The 22,495-nt window shown below is 71.7% G+C and carries 16 protein-coding genes; 6 read left to right on the top strand and 10 right to left on the bottom strand.

Annotation, left to right across the window (positions count from 1 at the left end; translation table 11 throughout):
• The first annotated feature begins 31 nt into the window (after positions 1–31).
• Positions 32–760, top strand: coding sequence for a dienelactone hydrolase family protein (locus ACGFZQ_RS03645; protein ID WP_393838979.1), 729 nt, complete (start codon positions 32–34; stop codon positions 758–760).
• A gap of 313 nt (positions 761–1,073) precedes the next feature.
• On the opposite strand, the gene ppdK is transcribed toward ACGFZQ_RS03645, so the two are convergent.
• Together ppdK and ACGFZQ_RS03635 are read right to left on the bottom strand one after the other, a co-directional pair.
• The gene (gene ppdK, locus ACGFZQ_RS03640; protein WP_393838978.1) at positions 1,074–3,794 is read right to left on the bottom strand and encodes a pyruvate, phosphate dikinase; all 2,721 of its coding nucleotides are present in this window, start codon (positions 3,792–3,794) and stop codon (positions 1,074–1,076) included.
• A 612-nt stretch (positions 3,795–4,406) separates the two neighbouring features.
• Positions 4,407–5,630, bottom strand: coding sequence for an ROK family protein (locus tag ACGFZQ_RS03635; RefSeq protein ID WP_393838977.1), 1,224 nt, complete (start codon positions 5,628–5,630; stop codon positions 4,407–4,409).
• A gap of 120 nt (positions 5,631–5,750) precedes the next feature.
• On the opposite strand from ACGFZQ_RS03635, the gene ACGFZQ_RS03630 reads away from it, so the two are divergent.
• The 4 genes from ACGFZQ_RS03630 (at position 5,751) to ACGFZQ_RS03615 (ending at position 13,705) form a co-directional block, all read left to right on the top strand.
• Positions 5,751–7,196, top strand: a complete 1,446-nt coding sequence (locus ACGFZQ_RS03630) for an amylo-alpha-1,6-glucosidase (protein WP_393838976.1) — start codon at positions 5,751–5,753, stop codon at positions 7,194–7,196.
• A 65-nt stretch (positions 7,197–7,261) separates the two neighbouring features.
• Positions 7,262–9,199 (top strand): glycogen debranching N-terminal domain-containing protein, encoded by a 1,938-nt coding sequence (locus ACGFZQ_RS03625; protein ID WP_393838975.1) that lies wholly within the window; start codon positions 7,262–7,264, stop codon positions 9,197–9,199.
• Between the two features lie 1,026 nt (positions 9,200–10,225).
• A complete protein-coding gene (locus ACGFZQ_RS03620) occupies positions 10,226–11,797 on the top strand; it encodes a sulfatase-like hydrolase/transferase (protein ID WP_393839236.1) in 1,572 nt (523 codons plus the stop codon).
• A gap of 828 nt (positions 11,798–12,625) precedes the next feature.
• A complete protein-coding gene (locus ACGFZQ_RS03615; protein WP_393838974.1) occupies positions 12,626–13,705 on the top strand; it encodes a hypothetical protein in 1,080 nt (359 codons plus the stop codon).
• On the opposite strand, the gene dusB is transcribed toward ACGFZQ_RS03615, so the two are convergent.
• Positions 13,651–14,838, bottom strand: coding sequence for a tRNA dihydrouridine synthase DusB (gene dusB / locus ACGFZQ_RS03610; protein WP_382545140.1), 1,188 nt, complete (start codon positions 14,836–14,838; stop codon positions 13,651–13,653). The genes ACGFZQ_RS03615 and dusB overlap by 55 nt on opposite strands.
• A gap of 131 nt (positions 14,839–14,969) precedes the next feature.
• Between dusB and ACGFZQ_RS03605 the strand changes: the two genes are divergently transcribed.
• Positions 14,970–16,421, top strand: coding sequence for an MFS transporter (locus ACGFZQ_RS03605; protein ID WP_393838973.1), 1,452 nt, complete (start codon positions 14,970–14,972; stop codon positions 16,419–16,421).
• Here ACGFZQ_RS03605 and ACGFZQ_RS03600 read toward each other — a convergent pair.
• From ACGFZQ_RS03600 to ACGFZQ_RS03570, 7 genes are all read right to left on the bottom strand, one after another.
• Complete coding sequence (locus ACGFZQ_RS03600; RefSeq protein ID WP_393838972.1) at positions 16,418–16,597, bottom strand: hypothetical protein; 180 nt, start codon at positions 16,595–16,597, stop codon at positions 16,418–16,420. The genes ACGFZQ_RS03605 and ACGFZQ_RS03600 overlap by 4 nt on opposite strands.
• A gap of 8 nt (positions 16,598–16,605) precedes the next feature.
• Positions 16,606–17,346 carry a glycosyltransferase family 2 protein gene (locus tag ACGFZQ_RS03595; protein WP_393838971.1) on the bottom strand — a complete coding sequence of 247 codons (741 nt, stop codon included), beginning with the start codon at positions 17,344–17,346 and terminating at the stop codon, positions 16,606–16,608.
• Positions 17,343–17,564, bottom strand: coding sequence for a hypothetical protein (locus ACGFZQ_RS03590; protein ID WP_393838970.1), 222 nt, complete (start codon positions 17,562–17,564; stop codon positions 17,343–17,345). The genes ACGFZQ_RS03595 and ACGFZQ_RS03590 overlap by 4 nt, the downstream gene beginning before the upstream one ends.
• Before the next feature lie 28 nt (positions 17,565–17,592).
• Positions 17,593–18,780, bottom strand: coding sequence for an NAD-dependent epimerase/dehydratase family protein (locus tag ACGFZQ_RS03585; protein ID WP_393838969.1), 1,188 nt, complete (start codon positions 18,778–18,780; stop codon positions 17,593–17,595).
• 198 nt (positions 18,781–18,978) lie between these two features.
• Positions 18,979–20,364, bottom strand: coding sequence for an FAD-binding oxidoreductase (locus ACGFZQ_RS03580; protein ID WP_393838968.1), 1,386 nt, complete (start codon positions 20,362–20,364; stop codon positions 18,979–18,981).
• Positions 20,361–21,470, bottom strand: a complete 1,110-nt coding sequence (locus ACGFZQ_RS03575; RefSeq protein WP_393838967.1) for an acyl-CoA dehydrogenase family protein — start codon at positions 21,468–21,470, stop codon at positions 20,361–20,363. Before ACGFZQ_RS03575 ends, ACGFZQ_RS03580 begins: the two co-directional genes overlap by 4 nt.
• Positions 21,467–22,468, bottom strand: a complete 1,002-nt coding sequence (locus ACGFZQ_RS03570) for an ABC transporter substrate-binding protein (RefSeq protein WP_393838966.1) — start codon at positions 22,466–22,468, stop codon at positions 21,467–21,469. The genes ACGFZQ_RS03575 and ACGFZQ_RS03570 overlap by 4 nt, the downstream gene beginning before the upstream one ends.
• Positions 22,469–22,495 lie beyond the last annotated feature (27 nt).

Here is a 22,495-nt window from a genome sequence, read left to right as displayed (position 1 = left end):
ACGAGGCACTTCCGAAAGGCTTGAAACGCTGATGCGGTTCACCTGCCAGACGTCGTCGGACGGCGTCACCGAACAGTTCTTCACCCTCGACGAGATCCCCGGCGTGCTGTGGACGCCGGAAGACGCCTGCGGTACTCGTCCCCTGATTCTGCTGGGCCACGGCGGCGGGCAGCACAAGACGGCCCCCGGCACCGTGTCCCGCGCACGCCACTACGCCGCCGAGGGTTTCGCGGTCGTCGCGATCGACGCGCCCCACCACGGCGACCGTCCCAAGGACGAGGAGTTCGGCAGAATCGCGGCCGAACTGCGAGCAGGCATGGCCGCCGGCAAGAATCCGGGCGCGCTGGTCGCCGGAATGCACAGCCATCTGGCCTCTCAGGCCGTCGCGGACTGGCAGGCGGTCCTGACCGCGGTCCAGCGCCTCGACCACGTCGGCGTCGGCCCGGTGGGCTACTGCGGCATGTCGATGGGTTGCGGGCTCGGCATCCCGCTCATCGCCGCAGAACCCCGGATCCGCGCCGCGGCGCTGGGCCTGCTCGGCGTGCACGGGCTGGCCGAGGACGCCGCGCGGATCACCGTGCCGGTGCAGTTCCTGGTCCAGTGGGACGACCAGATGGTGCCGCGGGACCAGGGCCTGGCGTTGTTCGACGCCCTGGCCTCGGCCGAGAAGACGCTGCACGCCAATCCCGGCAAGCACGGAGATGTGCCGTCGTTCGAAGTGGACAGCTCGCTGCGGTTCTTCGCCCGGCATCTGAGCTGACGAGGGTCCCGGGTCTCTGCGGTGCCGGCGGTGACTGGACTCAGCCGCGCCAGGAGGGCACAACGAGGGCACAACGGCTTCAGACGGCTTGCCACGGCGCCCACCGCCGGCAAACGCGACTCAGCGCCTGGTCAGCGGCTTACCTTGACAGGCTCCGCGGATGACGCACCAAGGGGCGGCACCCCCGCACAGGGTGCCGCCCCCTTCTTGCGTGCCGGGGCCGCCGTCCATCGGTCTTGAGGGTCGGGGACGGACGGCGGTCCCGGGATTCAGGGGAGGCCGGTCAGCTCACCGGCCTCCGGTCGGCAGCGCCTCAGCGGTGGTCGCTGCCCGCCGACTGCGTCGCCGCGCGGCCCGCCTCCAGGCGGGCCACCGGGATGCGGAACGGGGAGCAGGAGACATAGTCCAGGCCCACCTCGTGGAAGAAGTGGACGGACTCCGGGTCGCCGCCGTGCTCGCCGCAGACGCCGAGCTTCAGGTCGGGGCGGGTGGCGCGGCCGGCCTTCGCCGCGGCTGCGACCAGGGAGCCGACGCCGTCGCGGTCGATCGTCTCGAAGGGGGAGACGCCGAAGATGCCCTTCTCCAGGTACGCGGTGAAGAAGGAGGCTTCGACGTCGTCGCGGCTGAAGCCCCAGACGGTCTGGGTGAGGTCGTTGGTGCCGAAGGAGAAGAACTCCGCGGCCTCGGCGATCTGGCCCGCCGTCAGGGCGGCGCGCGGGAGTTCGATCATCGTGCCGATCGAGAGCTTGAGGCTGGTGCCGGTCGCCGCTTCCACCTCGGCGATGACCTGGTCGGCCTCCTCGCGGACGATCTCCAGCTCCTGGACCGTGCCGACCAGGGGGATCATGATCTCGGCACGCGGGTCGCCCTTGGCGTTCTTGCGTTCCGCGGCGGCCTCGGCGATGGCGCGGACCTGCATGGTGAACAGGCCGGGGATGACCAGGCCGAGGCGTACACCGCGCAGGCCCAGCATCGGGTTCTGCTCGTGCAGGCGGTGGACCGCCTGGAGGAGGCGGAGTTCGTTCTCGTGGGGCTCCTGGCGGGACTCGGCGAGGGCCACCCGGACCGAGAGTTCCGTGATGTCCGGGAGGAACTCGTGCAGCGGCGGGTCGAGGAGGCGGACCGTCACCGGGAGTCCGTCCATCGCCGAGAAGAGTTCGACGAAGTCCTTCTTCTGGAGGGGGAGGAGGGCCCGCAGGGACTCCTCCCGGTCTTCCTCCGTGTCGGCCAGGATCAGGCGTTCCACCAGTTCACGGCGGTCGCCGAGGAACATGTGCTCGGTGCGGCACAGGCCGATGCCCTGGGCGCCGAAGCGGCGGGCCCGCAGGGCGTCCTCGGCGTTGTCGGCGTTGGCGCGCACCCGCAGCCGGCGCTTGCGGTCCGCGAACGCCATGATGCGGTGCACGGCCTCGACGAGTTCGTCGGCGTCATGGGCGCCCGCGTGCATCCGCCCTTCGAAGTACTCGACGACCGGGGAGGGCACGACCGGGACCTCGCCCAGGTAGACCTTGCCGGAGGAGCCGTCGATGGAGATGACGTCGCCCTCCTCGACCACATGGCCGCCGGGGACCGTCATCCGCCGGCGCTTGGTGTCGACCTCCAGCTCCTCCGCGCCGCACACGCACGTCTTGCCCATGCCCCGGGCCACCACGGCCGCGTGGGAGGTCTTGCCGCCCCGGGAGGTCAGGATGCCCTCCGCCGCGATCATGCCGTCGAGGTCGTCGGGGTTGGTCTCGCGGCGGACCAGGATGACCTTCTCGCCCGAGCGGGACCACTTGACCGCGGTGTACGAGTCGAAGACCGCCTTGCCGACCGCCGCGCCCGGCGAGGCGGCGATGCCCCGGCCGACCGACTGTGCCTTCGCCTGCTCGTCGAAGCGGGGGAACATCAGCTGGGCCAGCTGGGCGCCGGTGACGCGCTGGAGGGCCTCCGTCTCGTCGATCAGGCCCTGGTCGACCAGCTGGGTCGCGATACGGAAGGCGGCGCCCGCGGTGCGCTTGCCGACACGCGTCTGGAGCATCCACAGCTGACCGCGCTCGATCGTGAACTCGATGTCGCAGAGGTCCTTGTAGTGGTTCTCCAGCGTCTCCATGATCTGCATCAGCTGGTCGTACGACTTCTTGTCGATGTTCTCCAGCTCGGCCAGGGGGACCGTGTTGCGGATGCCCGCGACCACGTCCTCGCCCTGGGCGTTCTGGAGGTAGTCGCCGTAGACGCCCTGGTGGCCCGAGGCGGGGTCGCGGGTGAAGGCGACGCCGGTGCCGGAGTCGGGGCCGAGGTTGCCGAAGACCATGGAGCAGACGTTGACCGCGGTGCCGAGGTCGCCGGGGATGCGCTCCTGGCGGCGGTAGAGCTTGGCGCGGTCGGTGTTCCAGGAGTCGAAGACCGCGCGGATCGCGAGGTCCATCTGCTCGCGCGGGTCCTGCGGGAAGTCCCGGCCGGCCTCGGTCTTGACGATCTTCTTGAACTTGGTGACGAGCTTCTTGAGGTCGGCGGCCTCCAGCTCCGTGTCGACGGTGACCTTCTTGGCGGCCTTCGCCGCGTCGAGGGCCTCCTCGAAGAGGTCGCCGTCGACGCCGAGGACCGTCTTGCCGAACATCTGGACGAGCCGGCGGTAGGAGTCCCAGGCGAACCGGTCGTCGCCGGCCTGCTTGGCCAGGCCCTGCACGGACTTGTCGGAGAGGCCGATGTTCAGGACCGTGTCCATCATGCCGGGCATGGAGAACTTCGCACCGGAGCGGACCGAGACCAGGAGGGGGTCGTCGGCCTGCCCGAGCTTCTTGCCCATCCGCTGCTCCAGCGCGTCGAGGTGCGCACTCACCTCGTCACGCAGTGCCGCCGGTTCCTCGCCGCTGTCGAGGTAGACCTTGCAGGCGTCCGTCGTGATCGTGAAGCCGGGGGGAACGGGGAGCCCGAGGTTGGTCATCTCGGCGAGGTTCGCGCCCTTGCCACCCAGGAGGTCCTTGAGGTCCTTGTTTCCCTCGGTGAAGTCGTAAACGAGCTTCGCTACGTGGGGTTCTTTGTTTTCCGACACGGGTCTCGACTCCCTGAAGGACGCGGCGGCTGCCCTGACGGCGAGGAACATACCCAGATCGAAGGCGCCTGGGTACGTCTACTCGCGTGTCATGCGCCCGTAACCGATCGTCCGCCACCGGATCGAAAGTCAAAGCTTGGCAAGCGGAGACGGGCTGATGTTTTCACTTCTTGAACGCAGGATGGCTCAGGGCCGCACTATTTCGCTCAGATGAGCGGAGTGACTGCACGTTTGATTTCGATCGGTGAACGATCAAGGGGTGGCACCCAGTGCCACCCCTTGGAGAAGTGCAGTCGCCCATGATCCGCTCATCTGAGCGCAACCCTTATCAAGGGTGGCGAGAATCACGCTGCCACAGACGCCGGGATTTCACCATGCGGACATGGAATGGACGCGGAAAGCGGACGGAAACAACCGCGTCATCTCACCGGTGACAGCGAGGCCGTCGCGCCGACGGCAGCCGCGCCCTCCCACCGGCGACAGCCCGGCAGCCAGGCCGTCCCACGGGTGACAGCCACACCGTCGCGCCCGGCGACGGCCGCGCCGTCCTCCCGGCAGCGGCCACCCCGTCCCACCGGCGACAGCCGCGCCGTCCTCCCGGCGGCAGCCGCCTCACATGCCGAGTGCCAGCAACCGCTCCTCCACCCGCTCCGGCGCGTACAGGTGCTCCACGACCAGCGCCCCCGCGCCGATCACCCCCGCCCGGTCCCCCAGTCGTGAGGTCACGACGTCCAGGTGGGCGGTGGAGCGGGGCAGCGCCCGCTGGTACAGCAACTCCCGAACCCCGGTGAGGAACGACGTGCCCGCCAGATCCCCCGCGATCATCAGTACGCCCGGGTTCAGCAGGGTCACGACCGTCGCCAGTACGTCCCCGACCCGGCGGCCGGCCTCCCTGGCCAGTGCCGCCGCCTCCGGATGGCCCGAGGCGAGCAGATCGCGCACATCTGAGCCGGAGGCCGCCGGAACCCCGGCCTCCGCCAGCCGTCGGGCCACCGCGCCACCGCTCGCGACGGCGGCGAGGCAGCCGTACGAACCGCAGCGGCACTGCGCCTCGGCTCCCACCCGGATATGGCCGATGTCCCCCGCGCCGCCGTCGATGCCCCGGTAGATCGAGCCGTCGACCACCACCCCGGCGCCGATACCCGTCGAGACCTTCACCAGCACGAACGCCGAGCAGTCCGGGTGCGTCGTGCGCTGTTCGCCGTACGCCATCAGGTTCGCGTCGTTGTCCACCAGGACCGGGACTGCCGGCGGCGCGCCCGTGTGCTCGGTGAACGCCCTGGCCATGCGGCCGCGTATGTCGTAGCCGTCCCAGCCGGGCATGATCGGCGGCTGCACGACCCGGCCGGTCTCGGTGTCGACCGGGCCCGGTACCGCGAGGCCGATCCCGCACACCTCCGTCGCCAGGTGGCCGGCCTTCTCCAGCAACTCGGCGAACCAGCGGCCGAGTTCGGTGAGTACGGCGTCCGGGCCGTCCTGGATGACCAGCGTGCCGGAGTGTTCGGCGAGGATCTCGCCGGTCAGGGAGAGGACGGCGGCCCTGGCATGGCGGGTCTCCAGGTCGGCGGCGAGGACCACCGCGTGCGCGTCGTCGAATTCGAGGGTGATGGAGGGGCGGCCGCCCAGCGGGGAGTCGACGGGGCCGCCGGCGCCCTCGCGCAGCCAGCCCGCGCGGAACAGCCGGTCCAGGCGCAGGCCGACGGTCGCGCGGGAGAGTCCGGTGGCCTGCTGGAGGGCGCCGCGGGTCACGGCCCGCCCGCTGCGCACCAGCTCCAGCAGTTCGCCCGAGCTCGCCTGTCCGCCGCCCTTGCCGGTCCTGCCGGGACGTCCGGTCATGCGCACCCCCTTGTGTTTCTCAAGCTTGCATTACATATTGAGTTTTGCGTGTTAAATAGACGTAACCCTACGGTAGCCACAGCCAAACCCGGTCGGCCGGACGTCTTCGGGGAGCCCCGAGTGGATCGCACTGCCCAGCTCACAGCCCATGCGCTCGGTTCCGGGATCGCATACGATCCACCCTCCACGCGCGCCCCCGGCACCACCGGCTCAGGGTCCCTGCACGTCAGAGCCGCACGTGTGCTCGCCGACAACTGGACCGGCAGTTCGACCGTGCCGTCCCGGAGCCTGTATCCGCACCAGTGGTCCTGGGACTCGGCGTTCGTCGCGATCGGCCTCAGGCACCTGTCGCCGCTGCGCGCGCAGACCGAGCTGGAGACGCTGCTGGCCGCCCAGTGGGCCGACGGGCGGATCCCGCACATCGTGTTCAACCCGTCCGTGCCCCTCGACGCGTACTTCCCGAGCCCCGACTTCTGGCGTTCCTCGACCGCGGGGCGCGCCGCGGGCGCCCCCCGCACCGTACAGACCTCCGGGATCGTGCAGCCGCCGGTGCACGCGCTGGCCGCCTGGCTGGTGCACCTCGCCGATCCCGGCCTGTCGCGGGCGCGCGGCTTCCTGGCGGCCGCCTATCCCCGGCTCGCCGCCTGGCACCGCTATCTGCTGCACCGGCGGGACCTCGGCGGCGGCGGTCTCGCGTCCGTCGTGCACCCCTGGGAACAGGGTATGGACAACAGCCCCTGCTGGGACGCCCCGCTGGCCCGTGTCACGCCCGCTCCGGCGCGCTCCTTCCACCGCGCCGACCTGGACCACGGCGCCGCCGAGGACCGGCCGACGGACCTGGACTACGGGCGGTACGTGCGGCTGGCGACGGAGTACCGGGACGCCGAATACACCGACCGGCGGCGGGAGTTCGCCGTCGAGGACCCGGCGTTCAACGCGCTGCTCATCGCCTCCGAGCACGCCCTCGCGCGGATCGCACAGGAGTTGGGGGCCACGGGGACGGCACGGCACGCGCGCGCTGAGCGGCTGACGGCGGCACTGGTGGACCGGCTGTGGGATCCGGAGCGGGAGATCTTCCTCTGCCGGGACCTGCGAGGCGGCGGCGGGCTGATCCCCGAACGCGGGGTCTCGGGCCTGATCCCACTGATCCTCCCGGAGTTGCCGCGCGAGATCGCCGCCGCGCTCGTCCGGACGCTCGGCGGCCCGCACTTCGGCACCGGCACCCATCTGGTTCCCAGTTACGACCTGCTCGGCACGGCCTTCGACCCGCACCGGTACTGGCGCGGCCCGGCCTGGGCCAACACCGGCTGGCTGCTGGAGCGAGGGCTGCGCGAGCACGGCGAACGGGAGCGGGCGGACGCGCTCGGCGAGGCGGTCGTACGGACGGCAAGTGCGACCGGGTTCGCCGAGTACGTCGACCCGTACACGGGCGAGGCGTGCGGCGCGACCGGGTTCAGCTGGACGGCGGCGCTCGCGCTCGATCTGCACCACCGGCGGCCCGCACCGCACGACGAACGTCGAAAACTTCAAAAGCACCAAGAGCGTCAAAGTATGGACAAGAGCTGACAAAACGAGGTGTCTTCGACGGACACCGCACGTTCGACCTGATGGGACAGAGGAGGGGACCGGGGATGACGGACCGGCATCATCTGCTCGTGCACGGCGCGACGTTCGCCGCCGTGGACGACCGCGGAGACATCAGCGGCGTCCGGGGCGGCGGTTCCCCGGACGGGTTATTCGTACGGGACGCCCGGCACCTGAGCCGCTGGCAGCTGACGGTCGACGGGGCGCTGCCCGAGGTGCTCACCCCGGTCTCCGACGGGGACGGCACCCGGTGTGTGCTGGTCCCGCGCGGCGGCCGCCAGGAACCGCCCGCGCACACCCTCTTCCGTGAACAGGCCGTCGGGGACGGCTCGTTCGCCGAGTCCCTGCGGGTCACCAGCAACCGTCCGGTGCCGACCACGATCCGGCTCGCCATCACCGCCGACGCCGACTTCACCGACCAGTTCGAACTCCGCGCCGACCACCGCACCTACACCAAGTCCGGCGCCGTACGCTCCCGCCAGGCCCTCGACGACGGAGTGGAGTTCGGCTACCGCCGGGGCGAGTGGCGGTCCTGTACGACGATCACCGCCGAGCCGGCGCCGGACGGCGTCGAGGAGACCGGGACCGGCGCCCGGCGCCTGGTGTGGACGCTGGAACTCCCGCCGCACGGCACGGCCGAGCTGGTCGTACGGGTCATCGGGCGCCCGCACGGCGACCGGCGGGCCCTGCGCGTGCCCCGCGACCCGGCCGCACTGAACGAGCAACTCCTCGCTCTGGAAGGGGAGTTCGTGGAGGGCGTGGCCTTCCCGACCGGCTGGCCGGAGCTGGCGGCGGCCTGCGCCCGCGGCCTCTCCGACCTCGCCGCGCTCCAGGTGCCGGCCACCGGCCCGGACGGCGAGGAACTCAAGGTCCCCGCCGCGGGCGCCCCCTGGTTCCTCACCCTGCTCGGCCGCGACGCCCTCATCACCTCCCTCTTCGCCCTCCCCTACCGGCCCCGGCTGGCCGCCGCCACCCTCCCGGCGCTCGCCGCCACCCAGGCCACCGAGGCCGGCGCACACTCCGTGGCCCAGCCCGGGAAGATCGTCCACGAGGTACGGCACGGCGAGCTGGCGCACTTCGGGCAGGTGCCGTACGGCCGTTACTACGGCTCCGTCGACGCCACCCCGCTCTTCCTGATCCTGCTGGGCGCGTACGTGGAGCAGACCGGGGACACCGGTATGGCCCGGCGCCTGGAACGCAACGCCCGTGCGGCCATCGGCTGGATGCTCGACCACGGCGGGCTGACCTCACGCGGCTATCTCGTCTACCGCGCCGACAAGGGCGGGCTCGCCAACCAGAACTGGAAGGACTCCCCCGGCGCGATCTGTTCCGCCGACGGCAGCCGGCCGGTGGGCACCGTGATGGCGGCGGGCGCTCAGGGATACGCCTACGACGCGCTGCGCCGGACGGCGTGGGTGGCCCGGACGGTGTGGGCCGACGAGACCTACGCGGCGCTGCTCGAACAGGCAGCCGCCGATCTGCGGGACCGGTTCCAGCGCGACTTCTGGATGCACAGGTCCGCCTTCCCCGCGCTGGCGCTGGACGGGGAGGGCCGGCAGGTCGACGCGCTCGCCTCGGACGCCGGGCACCTGCTGTGGTCCGGGCTGCTCGACAAGGAGTACGGGGAGGAGGTCGGACGGCGGCTGCTGGAGCCGGACTTCTTCTCGGGGTGGGGGGTACGGACGCTGGCCGCGGGGCAGGCGGCGTACCACCCGTTGTCGTACCACCGGGGATCGGTGTGGCCGCACGACAACGCGCTGATCGCGTTGGGGCTGGCGCGGTACGGGCTGCACGACGAGGCGCGGGCGGTGGCACACGGGCTGGTGGACGCGGCGACGGCCGGCGGGCACCGGCTGCCGGAGGTGCTGGCCGGGTACGGGAGGGACACGCATCCGGAGCCGGTGCCGTATCCGCACGCGTGTGTACGGGAGTCCCGGTCGGCGGCGGCTCCGCTGGCGCTGCTCACCGCCGTGGGCGGTGCGTGAGGGACTGAGGGTTCGCCGCGGGCCGGTGGGGTTGTTCGCGCCCGCGCGGCGGAGCCGCATACCGACACAGTCCCGCGCCCCGATCGGAGCGCTGTATTTGCCCCTTGTTTGCCGAAAGACCTGAACAGGGGGCTTGTGTGAGCCGTACGGAAAGACGGCGGGCCCGGACCTCCTCGGCATTGGCCCGCCGGTTCCGTCTCACGGGTCTCGCACGGAAGGACCTCCGGGTTGCCTCAGCACACGAGCATTCGCCAGTCATCGGACACGCCCTCCGGGCCGTCCGAACGCGAGGGCGCACCGGAGGAGTCCGAGGCCCCGACGTCCGAGCGGAAAGCGGCTCCCGAGACCTCCTCCGTCGCCGCCGACACGGCTGCGGAGACGGCGCCCGCGGAGCCCGAGGAGACGGCCGTGGACAGCGCCGCTCCGGATGCCGAGCCCCCGGAATCCGCCGCCGAGTCCGATTCCGGGTCCGAACCCGAGCCGGAATCCGCTCCCGCACCGGAACCGGAACCGGCGTCCGCGTCCGCGTCCGCGCAGTCGACGCCCGCCGCCGAGTCCACCGACGCCGAGTCCGATTCCGGGTCCGATTCCGCCCCCGGCCCCGGCTCCGATGTCGCATCCATAACCGACCCGGAATCCGCACCCACCGCCGGCCCGGAATCCGCGTCCGCCGTCAGCCCCGGAACCACACCCACCGACCGGGAAGCCGCGTCCGCCACGAGCCGGGAAGCCGCACCCACCACCGACCCGGAATCCGCGTCCGCCTCCGACCCCGAAACCGCACCCACCGCCGGCCCGGAGTCCGCACCCACCGCCGAGAGCGGCAGCGAATCCGCCCCCGTCTCCGCCCCGGACGACGCGGACGCTCCCGCCCCCACCACCCCCCGCCGTCGCGGCTGGGCCTCCTGGAGTGGGCGGGTTCGGGTACGGCGGGAGGCCTGGCGGGAAGCTCATCCCGGCGCTGCCTCCGCGCTGTCCGTCGGTGTCACCGTGCTCTGCGCCGCGCTGGTGATCGCCGCGCTGGTGATGCCGAACACCGTCGTCGGGCTCGGGCCGGCGAAGTTCCTGCGAATACCGTCCGAGGGGATCATCGCGGCCGCCGTCGCGCTGGCGCTGCCCCGGCGGCCCCGGATCGTGCTGGCCGCGGTGTTCGGCGTCGTGCTCGGTGCGCTGACCCTGATCAACTTCCTCGACATGGGGTTCAACGAATACCTCGGCCGGAGCTTCAACGCCATCCTGGACTGGAGCCTGCTCAGCGACGCGGAGTCGTACCTGGAGGACACCCTGGGCAAGACGGCCACCGTCGCCGTCAGCGTCGGCGCCGTCGTCCTCGTGCTGCTGCTGTTCGTGCTGCTCGCCCTGGCGACGGTGCGGCTGAGCAACCTGCTGGCCCGGCATCCGGGACGGGCCACCCGGGGCACGCTGATCGCGGGTGTCGTCTGGATCACCTGCTCCTCCTTCGGCCTCCAGATCGCCGGCGGTGTGCCGCTCGCCTCCGACCGCACCGCGACCGCGCTGGAGATCAAGGCCCGCCAGGTGCGGGACACCCTGCACGACGAGGCGGAGTTCCAGAAGGTCGCCAAGGTGGACGCCTTCGGGAACACCCCGGCCGACCAGCTGGTGCCGGACCTGCGCGGCAAGGACGTGATCTTCACGTTCATCGAGAGCTACGGCCGGAGCGCCATCGAGGACCCGATCATGGCGCCCGGTGTCGACAAGACGCTCGACGCCCAGACCGAGTCACTCACCAAGGCCGGTTACGCCGCGAAGAGCGGCTGGCTGACATCGGCGACCTACGGCGGCAGCAGCTGGCTCGGGCACTCCACGACCATGTCGGGGCTGTGGGTGAGCAACCAGCAGCGCTACCGGACCGTCATGGCCAGCGATCACCTCAGCATCACCAAGGCGTTCCAGAAGACCGGTGACTTCGACACGGTCGGTGTGATGCCGGGCATCCAGAAGGGCTGGCCGGAGCAGAGCTACTACGGCCTCGACAAGGTCTACAACGCCTTCCAGCTCGGGTACAAGGGACCCAAGTTCAGCTGGTCGACGATGCCCGACCAGTACGCGCTCCAGCAGTTCCAGGACCGGGTGCACAGCAAGCAGCCGGCCGACGGCAAGTCACGGATGTCGTTGCTGATCCTGACCTCCAGCCACCAGCCGTGGGCGCCGATCCCGAAGATGGTGCCGTGGGACCAACTGGGCGACGGTTCGGTCTTCGACGCCATCCAGAAGGCCGGCAACAAGGCGTCCGACGTCATCGCCGACACCACCAAGTCCCGCCAGGAGTACGGCAAGTCGATCCAGTACTCGGTGACCGCGCTCACCCAGTGGCTGGAGCGGTACGGCAACGACAACACGGTGCTCGTCTTCCTCGGCGACCACCAGCCGATCGCCCGGGTCAGCGGCAACCACGCCAGCCGTGACGTGCCGATCTCGATAGTTGCTAAAGACCCGAAGGTCCTTGACGCGATCAGCTCCTGGAACTGGACCGACGGTCTGCGCCCGGCGCACAACGCCCCGGTGTGGAAGATGAGCTCCTTCCGCGACAGGTTCCTGACGGCCTACGGCTCCACGCCGCACCCGAAGAACAACTAGCCGCTGCCGCCTTCGGCAGGCGTCGCGTCCGGACGACGCCGCCGCACGCGGGGACCGGTCCCCGCGTGCGGTGCGGATCCTCCCGGCGGGGCGCCGCACGCTCGCCGACGGCGACCGGTCCGGCCCCGTCGCCACGCCGTCCGGGCACACCCTCCAGGTCATGGGCGACGCCATGAGCGACGACGTCATGGGCGACGGCATCACGGGCCGCCGTCGCCCCGTGCCGGTACCGCTCCCCCCACCCGCGGCATCGCGGCCTCCGGCACCCCGGTCGAGCGGATCCGGCTGGAGGCGGACGATCGGCCGGCCTCGGTCGCGACCGCGGAGCCACCGGGCTGCTCGCCCTCGTCGCCCCCCGGCCGGGGCAGCCGACGCCGGCCGCCGCGGGACGTCCTCCCCCGGTGCTCCCGGGCCCCTACACCCGAGCCGACCCGCCGGTACACCCGAGCCGACCCGCCGGCCGGCCGTCCCCCACGGCGCCGTCACCCAGCCGCTGCCGCCCCGGGCCGTGCTGCGCCGATGTACACCGACGGCCCGGTCGAGCGGCGCAGGACGTTCGTCGACGGCTGCCGCACGTCCGCGCCGAGGACGGCGCCGTCACCCTGCTCGCCGCTCGCCTGTGCGCCACGTCGGCAAGGTTGGACATATGCGTATGATGTTTGGGTCTGTCGGATGAATGCGGTGCGCGCAAAGAGGCGCCAGCCAGCGACACCAGCGGTGTAAGCGCCGTACGGCATTCACCTCTTACGTCTTCTCGATTGACGGTCGTCCCTCCGTGCCGGTCCGGTTCCGTGACCACAGGCTCCGGGGGCACCGGAAAGGCCCACCATGCGCATCGCACCGCAGCGGACTCCGCACGCCCCGGCCCATGCGGCGCAACGTCGCCGCCCGGGTCTCGACGGCCGGTCGCCCGCATTCCGTGCGGAGCGCAACAGCCTGCAGTCGGTCTCCCTCGGAACGGCCGGCCTCGGCGGCGCATGGCAGGCCGCCTCAGGGACCCTCGGCGTGCCCCTGGCGGTGAGCCACGCACTGTTCGCCCTGAGCGGTCTGGTGTGGCTGGTGCTGCTGGCGCAGTACATCCGTCACGGCGGCCGGCGGTGGCGCACCGTCCTCGACGACCTCCACCACCCGGGCCAGGGCTTCACCCTCGCCTACATCCCCATCGTCGGCATGCTCGCCGCGGGGCATCTCTTCCCCTACGGGCCGGACGCGGCCCGATGGGGATACGCGGTGTTCGCCCTCATGGCCGCGGTCATCGCCGCGCGCCTGCTGGCGCACTGGGTCACCGGTGGTCTCGCGTCCGCTCCGCTGCACCCGGGGTACCTGCTGCCCGTGGTGTCGGCCCCGTTCATCTCCAGCGTCACCGCCTCGGCGCTGCACCTCCCGCAGGTCGCGGCGATGACCTTCGCCGTCGGCGTCCTGTACTGGCTCGCCTTCGGCACCGTCGTCCTGGGCGGCCTGGTCGCCAACGGCGCCGCCATGCCGCAGCCCGCCCGTCCCACTCTCGCCGTGCTGGTCATCCCGCCGGCCACCGGCGGACTCGCCTGGACGTCGGCGCACCGCGGGGTGTTCGACGCCGTGGGCGAGGGGTTCGCCGGGCTGGTGCTGTTCACCCTGCTGGTCGTCGTCCTGCTGCTGCCGGACCTGCGCCAGCAGTCGTTCCACTACGGGTACTGGGCCTTCTCGTTCCCGGCCGCGGCCGGCAGCAACTTCCTTCTCCGCTGGCTCCACGGGACCGCCCCGACCGGCTGGCGGCCGGTGTCGTGGCTCCTCCTGGCCGTGGTCGGCTCGGCGTTCCTGCTGCTGTACGCGGCGACGCTCCGGCACGCGCGGCACCGCCGCCGGAGCGGGGTTCAGCCGCCGGACGTGTCCAGTTCGGCGTCCTCCGTGATGCCCGCGCAGTCGTAGGGGTCCTTCAGCCAGCCGTCCGGCAGCACCACCCGGTTGTTGCCGGACGTACGGCCGCGGGGCCCGTCGGCGCCCGTGGGCCAGGGCTGGTCGAGGTCCAGCTCGTCCAGGCCCGCGCGGAGTTCGGCCAGCGAGGAGGTGATGGCCAGACGCTTGCGCATCTCGCTGCCGACCGCGAAGCCCTTGAGGTACCAGGCGACGTGCTTGCGGAAGTCGACGACCCCCTTGGCCTCGTCGCCGAGCCACTCACCGAGCAGCGTGGCGTGCCGGACCATGACCTCGGCGACCTGGCGCAGGGACGGGCGCGCGATGTCCTCGTGACGGCCCTCGAACGCGGCGACCAGGTCCGCGAACAGCCACGGCCGGCCCAGGCAGCCGCGCCCGACCACGACTCCGTCGCAGCCCGTCTCCCGCACCATCCGCAGCGCGTCCTCGGCCGACCAGATGTCGCCGTTGCCGAGGACCGGGATCTCCGGGACGTGCTCCTTGAGGCGGGCGATGGCCTCCCAGTCGGCGGTGCCGCCGTAGTGCTGGGCGGCGGTGCGGCCGTGCAGCGCGATCGAGGTGACGCCCTCCTCGACCGCGATCCGGCCGGCGTCGAGGTAGGTGATGTGGTCGTCGTCGATGCCCTTGCGCATCTTCATGGTGACCGGGAGGTCGCCGGCGCCGCTCACCGCCTCGCGCAGGATCGCGCGCAGCAGGTTGCGCTTGTAGGGGAGGGCCGAGCCGCCGCCCTTGCGGGTGACCTTCGGGACCGGGCAGCCGAAGTTCAGGTCGATGTGGTCGGCCAGGCCCTCCTCCGCGATCATGCGGACGGCCTTGCCGACGGTGGCCGGGTCGACGCCGTACAGCTGGATCGAGCGCGGCTTCTCGGTCGCGTCGAAGCGGATCAGCTGCATGGTCTTCTCGTTGCGCTCGACCAGCGCCCGGGTCGTGATCATCTCGCTGACGAACAGCCCCTTACCCGAACTGGCTCCAGCCTTTGCTTCGCCTCCGGCGAAGGCTCCGCCTCCGGCGAAGTGCCGGCACAGGGTGCGGAAGGGCGCGTTGGTGATCCCGGCCATGGGGGCCAGGACGACCGGCGGCCGGACGGTGTGCGGGCCGATCTGGAGCGGGGTCGTGGGCTCGGGCATTCCCCCATTGTCCCGCACGGCCCGCGGTGCTCGGCCGGCCTGTGGACAACCGCCCCTTCCACACCCTCCGTCACGATCATGTAGCACTCATTAGTTAGACGCACTATTGAAACGGGCGTACGATGGAGCGCATGCCCGAGCTGAGCCCCCGCCGACGCATGCTCGTGCTCGCGATCTGCTGCATGAGCCTGCTGATCGTGAGTCTCGACACGACCGCCCTCAATGTCGGCCTGCCGTCCATGCAGCGCGAACTGCACGCCTCGACCGCCGGTCTGCAGTGGACCATCGACGCCTACACCCTGGTCCTGGCCTCGCTGCTGATGCTCGCGGGGTCGACCGGCGACCGGGTCGGCCGCAAGAAGGTCTTCATGACGGGCCTGGTCGTCTTCTCGATCGGCTCGCTGCTCTGCTCCCTGGCGCCGAACCTCGACTCGCTGATCGCGTTCCGGATGGTCCAGGCGGTGGGCGGCTCGATGCTCAACCCCGTGGCCATGTCGATCATCACCAACACCTTCACCGACCCGCGTGAGCGGGCCCGGGCGATCGGGGTCTGGGGCGCGGTGGTCGGCATATCCATGGCCGCCGGACCACTGGTCGGCGGCGTGCTGGTGGAGTCGGTCGGCTGGCGCGCGATCTTCTGGGTCAACCTCCCGGTCGGCCTCGCCGCGCTGCTGCTGACGCTGCGGTTCGTGCCGGAGTCCCGGGCGCCGAAGGCCCGCCGGCCCGACCCGGTCGGCCAGGTGCTGGTCATCGCGCTGTTCGGCGCGCTGACGTACTCGATCATCGAGGCGCCGACGGCCGGTGCGGGTACGGTCCTGCCGTTCGCCGCGATAGCCGTGGTCGCCCTGGCCGGCCTGCTCTGGTACGAGCCCAGGCGTGACGAACCCCTGATCGACCTGCGGTTCTTCCGTTCGGCGCCGTTCAGCGGCGCGACCGTGATCGCGATCAGCGCGTTCGCCTCACTCGGCGGCTTCCTGTTCCTGTCCACGCTGTACCTGCAGAACGTGCGCGGTCTGGACGCCCTGCACGCAGGCCTGTGGATGCTGCCGATGGCGGTCCCGATGTTCCTGTGCGCGCCGCTGGCGGGCCGTCTGGTCGGCAGCCGGGGTCCGCGCCTGCCGCTGGTGATCGCCGGTGTCGCGATGACCGCGAGCGCGGTGCTGTTCGCGGCGTTCGAGGCGGAGACCTCGGACACCACCCTCTTCCTCGGCTACGTCCTCTTCGGCATCGGCTTCGGCTTCGTGAACGCGCCGATCACCAACACGGCGGTCTCCGGCATGCCGAGGTCCCAGGCGGGCGTCGCGGCCGCGGTCGCCTCCACCAGCAGGCAGCTGGGCCAGACCCTGGGCGTCGCGGTGATCGGCGCGGTACTGGCGTCCGGGATCGGCTCGTCGTCGTACGCCGGCACGTTCGTGGGCGCCGCCCGGCCGGGCTGGTGGATCCTCGCGGGCTGCGGCCTCGCCGTCCTGCTCCTGGGCGCCCTGACGAACGGCCGCTGGGCCCGCGCCACGGCCGAGCGGGCCGCGCAGCGACTGGCGGCCCCGGAGATACGCGAGGCCGTGGGGTCGGCGGAGCGAGTCTAGAGGGGGACAGGCCGGCCGATCTGGTCGTGGAGTGCGAAGTGCCGTGCGAACCAGGCGAAATCGTTGGGGAGCGAGGCGTTCAGCTCTTCACGACGCCGCCAGGCACCGCGCTGTTCGAGCATGGTCAGTGCGGCCTGGATGTGGTCGGGGAATTCCAGGGCGTGCAGCCGCACCATTTCCAGGATCATTGATTCGGGCAGGTGGGCGGCCCCGAACCGCAGGCAGTTGTGGACCATCGCGGTCCGCCTCGACGCGACGAACTCGGCGCACTCGTCCTTGGGTTTGAAGCGGTGGGTGATCTCGACGGCGTCGGTGTGCACGATCTCGGGCCGAAGCGCCAGGCGCGGACGCTGAACTCGGGCTCGAATCCTCCGTACTGCACCATCCCCTCGTCGTAGCCGCCGAGGCGGTCGAAGAGAGCGTGTTCGAGGACGGTGCCGGCCGAGGACGCGACGTGGACCTGGGGAGCGGGGCCGGGGAGGCTCGTGTTCCAGCGGGTTCCCATGTAGGGGATCACGAGGCGGCAGCCGTAGCCGCGCCACTGCGAGGAACTGTCCCGGACGGTGACGGACAGGATCCGTGCCGGGGTGAGGAGTCGCAGTGCCTCGCGGTCCCAGCCGTCGGAGAAACGCGTGTGCGCGTCCGTCACGAAGAGCACGCGACCGCGGGCGTGCCGGGCGGCCAGATTGCGTGCCGCGCCCACCCCGAGGTGCCGGTCGGAGCGAACGACCGTCGTACGGCGCCGTGCGGGACCGTCGGCGATCTCGGGCCGGCGACCCGGCTCCGAGCAGTCGTCGACCACGACGATGTCCACCCCGTCCGGACCGGCGGCGGCGTCCAGGGCCGAGGCGACCGTCGCCCCGACCCGGTCGCCCTCGTCCCGTGCCGGCAGGACCACGCTGATCACGGGCGAGGCTGCCGTCACCGGCCGATGCCGCCGGTGATGGTGATCGTGTGCAGGGTGATCGTCGAGTACTCACCCCGCCGTGCGGGGATCAGCCGCTCGGCGTCGGCCAGCCTCTGGTAGGCGTCGCAGGACAGACCGAACCGGTCGGCCAGGGCCTGGGGATCGTCGCGCAGTTCGGACAAGGTGGTGGGGTCTTCGGCCGCGGCCAGCATGATCTGCTGCAGTTTCGTGCTCAACCCGGGTTCCTTCTTCCTGTCGGTCTTCCTACGGTTCTTCGGCGGCGCTTGCGGTGCAGGCGGCTGCCGGTTCCCAGCGGACGGTCGGCGGCAGCCGGTGGGCGTGGGCCCGGACGCGGTCGGTGTGGGGGACGAGATCGTCGATCATCCGCCGCAGTTCCACGTCGATGGGCGCCGAGGGCCGGAATCCCAGCTCGCGCAGTTTGTTGCTGTCGGGGTTGTAGTGGTGCGCCTCCGCCTCGGCCCGCGGGTTGTCGACGGGGGCGATGCGTGCGCTGATGCCCAGCGCACGCGCGGCGTCCCGGACCAGTTCGGCGAGCCGGCCGATGGACACCACGTCACGCAACTGGTTGAAGACCCGGTACTCGCCGGGGGCGGCCGGGTGCTCCAGGGCGAGGGTGAGGCACTGCATGGAGTCGGCCAGCGACAGCAGGCCACGGCTCTGGGTCCCGCTCCCGTACGGGGTGATCGGGTGGCCGATCACCGCCTGGCAGCAGAACCGGTTGACCGAGGTGCCGAACGCCTCGTCGAAGTCCAGCCGGCTGCTCAGCCGTGGATCGGAGGGCGGGCACCAGCTGCCGTAGACGATTCCCTGCATGACATCGGTGACGGCAAGCCCCCACAGCCGGCAGGCGAAAGAGACGTTCTGGGAGTCGAAGACCTTGCTCCAGTGGTACCAGGAGCCCGCTTGCCTGGGGAAAGGCAGCCGGTCCCGGCGGCCGCGGAACTCGACCTCGAAGAACCCCTCGGGGATGTCCATGTCCGGTGTGCCGTACTCGCCCATCGTGCCGAGCTTGACGAGATGGGCATCGGGACAGTGCTCGCGCATCGCGAACAACAGGCCCAGGGTGCCGGAGACGTTGTTGGTCTGCACGAAGTCGGCATGCTCGAAGTCGATCATCGAGTACGGCGCGGACGGGCACTCGGCGAGATGCACCACGGCATCCGGCGCGAACGCCGCCAGCGTCTCGCCCAGCTTCGGCTGATCCCGCAGATCCAGGTGCGTGAAGGACAGCGAGGCGCCGCTCGCGTCACGGAACGCGGCCAGCCGCTCGCCGATCGAGGCGATCGGGACGGCACTGACCGAACCCCGCTCCGCGACCCAGGCCCGCCGCAGCATCGCGTCGACACCGGCGATCTCGTGGCCCCGGGCGGACAGATGCTGGGCCAACGGCCAACCGAGATACCCGTCGACCCCCGCGATGAACACCCGCACAGTGCCAACCCCCTTGCCGGTCCCGCACAGCAGGCAACGCCTCCGCGCTCCTCTTCAGAAGAGAGCACATGCCATCGGCCCGCTGTGCGTCGGCGAAGCGGGATTCACCCGGTCGGCGGAGCGCGGAACCCTCCCGCCCTGGTCGGCCGGCACGGGCGTACGCCGGGCCCTCAACCCCGCCCGCATGCCCCGGGCGGTTCACAGGGCCTTGCCCGGGTTGAGGATCCCGTGCGGGTCGAAGGCCTGCTTCAGGCGGCGTTGCAACGCGTGTGCGGCCGGGCCGAGTTCGTCGGCGACCCACTGTCTCTTGAGGACGCCGACGCCGTGTTCGCCGGTGAGGGTGCCGCCCAGGCGCAGGGCCAGCGCGAAGATCTCGCCGGCCGCCTCCCAGGCCGCGTCCGGCAGCCGGTCCAGGGCCGGGTCGACCACGATGATCGGGTGCAGGTTGCCGTCCGCCGCGTGGGCGATGGTGAAGACGGGCACCTGGTGGCGGGCCGAGATCGCGCGGATCTCGCGGGCCGCCTCGGCGAGCCGGGAGCGGGGCACCGCGATGTCCTCGATGAGCGGACGGCCGAGGCGTTCCAGCGCGGGCAGTGCCTGGCGGCGGGCGGCGAGCAACGCGTCCGCCTCGGCCGGGTCGTCGGTCGTCTGCACGCTCGTGGCCAGCGACACGAGCAGGTCCGCCACCGCCTTCGCCTCGGCGGCCGCCCCGGCGCCGTCGCACTGCACGATCAGCAGGGCGGCCCCGCGCTCGCGCAGGGCCGGGTCGACGGCTTCCAGCACCGGTCCGTCGACCAGTTCCGCGAGGGCCGGGACCACCCCGGCCCGGGCGATCGCGTACGACGCCTCGGCCGCCGCCTCGAAGGTGGCGAAGTACGCGGCCAGGGTCGCCGTGACGGCGGGCAGCGGGCGCAGCCGGAGCGTCGCCGAGGTGATCACCGCGAGGGTGCCCTCCGAGCCGGTCAGCAGCGCGGTGAGGTCGTATCCGGTGACGCCCTTGACGGTACGGCGGCCGGTGGCGATCACCGTGCCGTCCGCGAGGACCGCCTCCAGGCCCAGCACGCTGTCCCGGGTCACGCCGTACTTGGCGCAGCGCAGCCCGCCCGCGTTGGTGGCGATGTTCCCGCCGATCGTGGACAGCGCCGCGCTCGCCGGGTCGGGCGCGTAGCGCAGTCCGTGCGCGCCCGCCGCGCGGTCCAGCTCCGCCGTGATCACGCCCGGTTCGACGACCGCGAGCTGGTCCTGCGGGGACAGTTCGAGGATGCGCTTCATCCCGGACAGGTCCAGGACCAGGGAACCCTCGCCGGCCGTCGCCCCGCCGGACAGGCCGGTGCCCGCGCCCCGGGCCACCACCGGCACCCGCAGCGCGTGCGCGTGCCGGAGGGTCACCGTCACGTCCTCGGTGCGCCGGGCGCGTACGACGGCCAGCGGCAGCCCCTCGGGGCGGGTGCCGGAGCGGTCGGTCGTGTGCGCGGCCAGGGTGCGGGGGTCGGTGGCCAGCCGGTCGGTGGGCAGGTCGCGGGCGAGCAGGCCGAGCAGGCGGGCGGGGGCGGTGGTGGCCGTGGGGGCGTCTGCGGTGGTCACGGGTTCAGGGCCTTCGTTCCGATCGCCAGCAGGGAGATGTCCTCCTGGGGCGCGTGCACCGGCGCGCACTGGATGTCGCGGAAGTGCCGCTCCAGGGGGTTGCCGCGGGCCAGCCCGGGGTTGCCGAGCAGGCGTACGGCCAGTCCGACCGCCCGCACCGCGTGCCGGTCGGCCAGCACGCGGGCGCCGAGGGCCTGTTCGGGGGTGTACGCCGGATCGGCCGCGTCGACCCGGGCGGCCCCGTCGAACACCAGCTGTTCGGCGGCCGTGAGCAGGACCTCGATCTCGCCGGCGGTCCTGCGGAAGCGTTCCGTACGGGCCACCGGGTGCCCGAGGTTGGCGGGCACCCGCGTCCGCGCGAACGTGTGGAAGAAGGCCTGCGCCGCCCGGGCCACGCCCAGGTACAACGCCGCCAGTGGCAGGTGCAGGGACGCTCCCGCGCGGTTGTCCTGCTCGGCGGCGGGGCCGTGCGGGCCGATGCCGATGACGTGCTCATACGGCACCTCGACGCCCCGGAACGTCACGTCGTGGCTGCCGCTGGCCCGCAGCCCCAGCTGGTCCCAGCGGCCGGTGATCCCGATACCGGGTGCGCCGCCCGGCACCAGGAAGGTGCCCACCCTCGGCTCCGGTTCATCCGTCGTCGCCCACACCAGGAACCAGTCCAGGCCCTCCGCGCCGGTCACGAACCTCTTGGTGCCGCTGATCGACCAGCCGTCCGGGGTGCGGCGGGCGAGGGTGGCCGGCAGGCCGCCCCGCGCGGGTGAGCCGAGTTCGGGCTCCACGCGCGCGTGGTTGACGAGAACGGGCCGTTCCCCGGACTCCTTCAGCACGCGCGCGTACAGCTCTTCCGGCCAGTGCGGGCGGGCCGCCTGCCGGGCGTGGGTGGCCAGGGTCATCGCGGTGATCAGGGCGACGGACGGGTCGCCCCGGCCGATGGTGTGCAGGATGCGCGCCGTCTGCTCGACTCCGGCGCCCTGGCCGCCGTACTGCCGGCCGATCGTCGCGGTCAGCCAGCCCGCCTCGTGGACCAGTTCGAGGGACGAGGCGGGAAACGCGCCGGAACGGTCGTACTCGGCCGCCAGTTCGGCTATGCGGTCGACGGTCACAGGGCCTTCTTCAGGTCGGTGTCGAGGTCAGTGGTCCAGAAGGACTTCACGTCCAGGTGCGTGGAGAGGGCGCCCAGCTCCGTGAAGGCGTCGGCCACCTTCTGCTCGGAGGCGATCGCCGCGTCGTCGACGGTGCGGGCCCGGGTGGGGCGCTGCTTCTGCTGGGCGGCCAGGTCGTGTTCGGCCTGGGTGACCGGCTGGTGGGTGTTCTGGGCGACGACCTTGGCGAAGTCGGCCTCGCGGCCGTCGCGGACGTAGGCGTACGCCTTGCTGATCCGGGCGATCAGGTCGGCCGCCGCGGCCTTCTGCGCGGAGCTTCCCAGCACGCTGTCGCGGGCCGACCAGAGGAAGTTGCCGGACAGGATGTCCGCGCCGGAGCCGACGGTCGTGGCGCCCTGCTGGTGGGCGGTGATGATCGAGGTGCCGTAGGAGGCGAAGGCGTCGATGGAGCCGCCGTTGAGGGCGGCCAGGCCGTCGTTGGGGAGGAGGGGCTTGGCGTCGATGTCGGACCACTTCAGGCCCGCCTGCTTCAGCAGCTCGTAGAGGAAGTAGTGCGCGGTGGTGTTCTTGACGTAGCCGACCTTCTTGCCCTTCAGGCCCGCGATGTCGGTCACTTTCGAGTCCTTGGGGACGACGACCTCCTGGTTGAGGGTCGAGCCCCGCTGGACCGCCACGACCTTGAAGTTCGGTCTGCCGTCGGCGGCCGAGAAGACCGGCGGTATCTCGCTGGAGGAGGCGAGGTCCAGGGCTCCGGCGCGGACGGCCTGGAGCTGCTGGTCGCCGCCCTGGAACACGCTCCACTTCACCTCGTAGGGGGTGTCGTCGAGGTGGGCGAACTTCAGTACCGCCTCCTCGGCCTTCCAGCCGGTGGCGCCGACGCGGAGGGTGACGTCGTTCTCGGAGTCGGCCTGCGCGTTGCCGCCGCAGGCCGCGGCGAAGGGCAGCAGGAGGGCGGTGAACAGGGCGGCGGGCGCGCGCAGGGCGCGGTGCAACAACACGGGGTCTCCATGGGGTGCTCGCAGGTG

Source organism: Streptomyces sp. NPDC048254 (genome assembly GCF_043201895.1).
Taxonomy (GTDB): domain Bacteria; phylum Actinomycetota; class Actinomycetes; order Streptomycetales; family Streptomycetaceae; genus Streptomyces.
The sequence above is the reverse complement of the archived record's forward strand: the minus strand, read 5'-3'. Positions and strand labels throughout refer to the sequence as shown.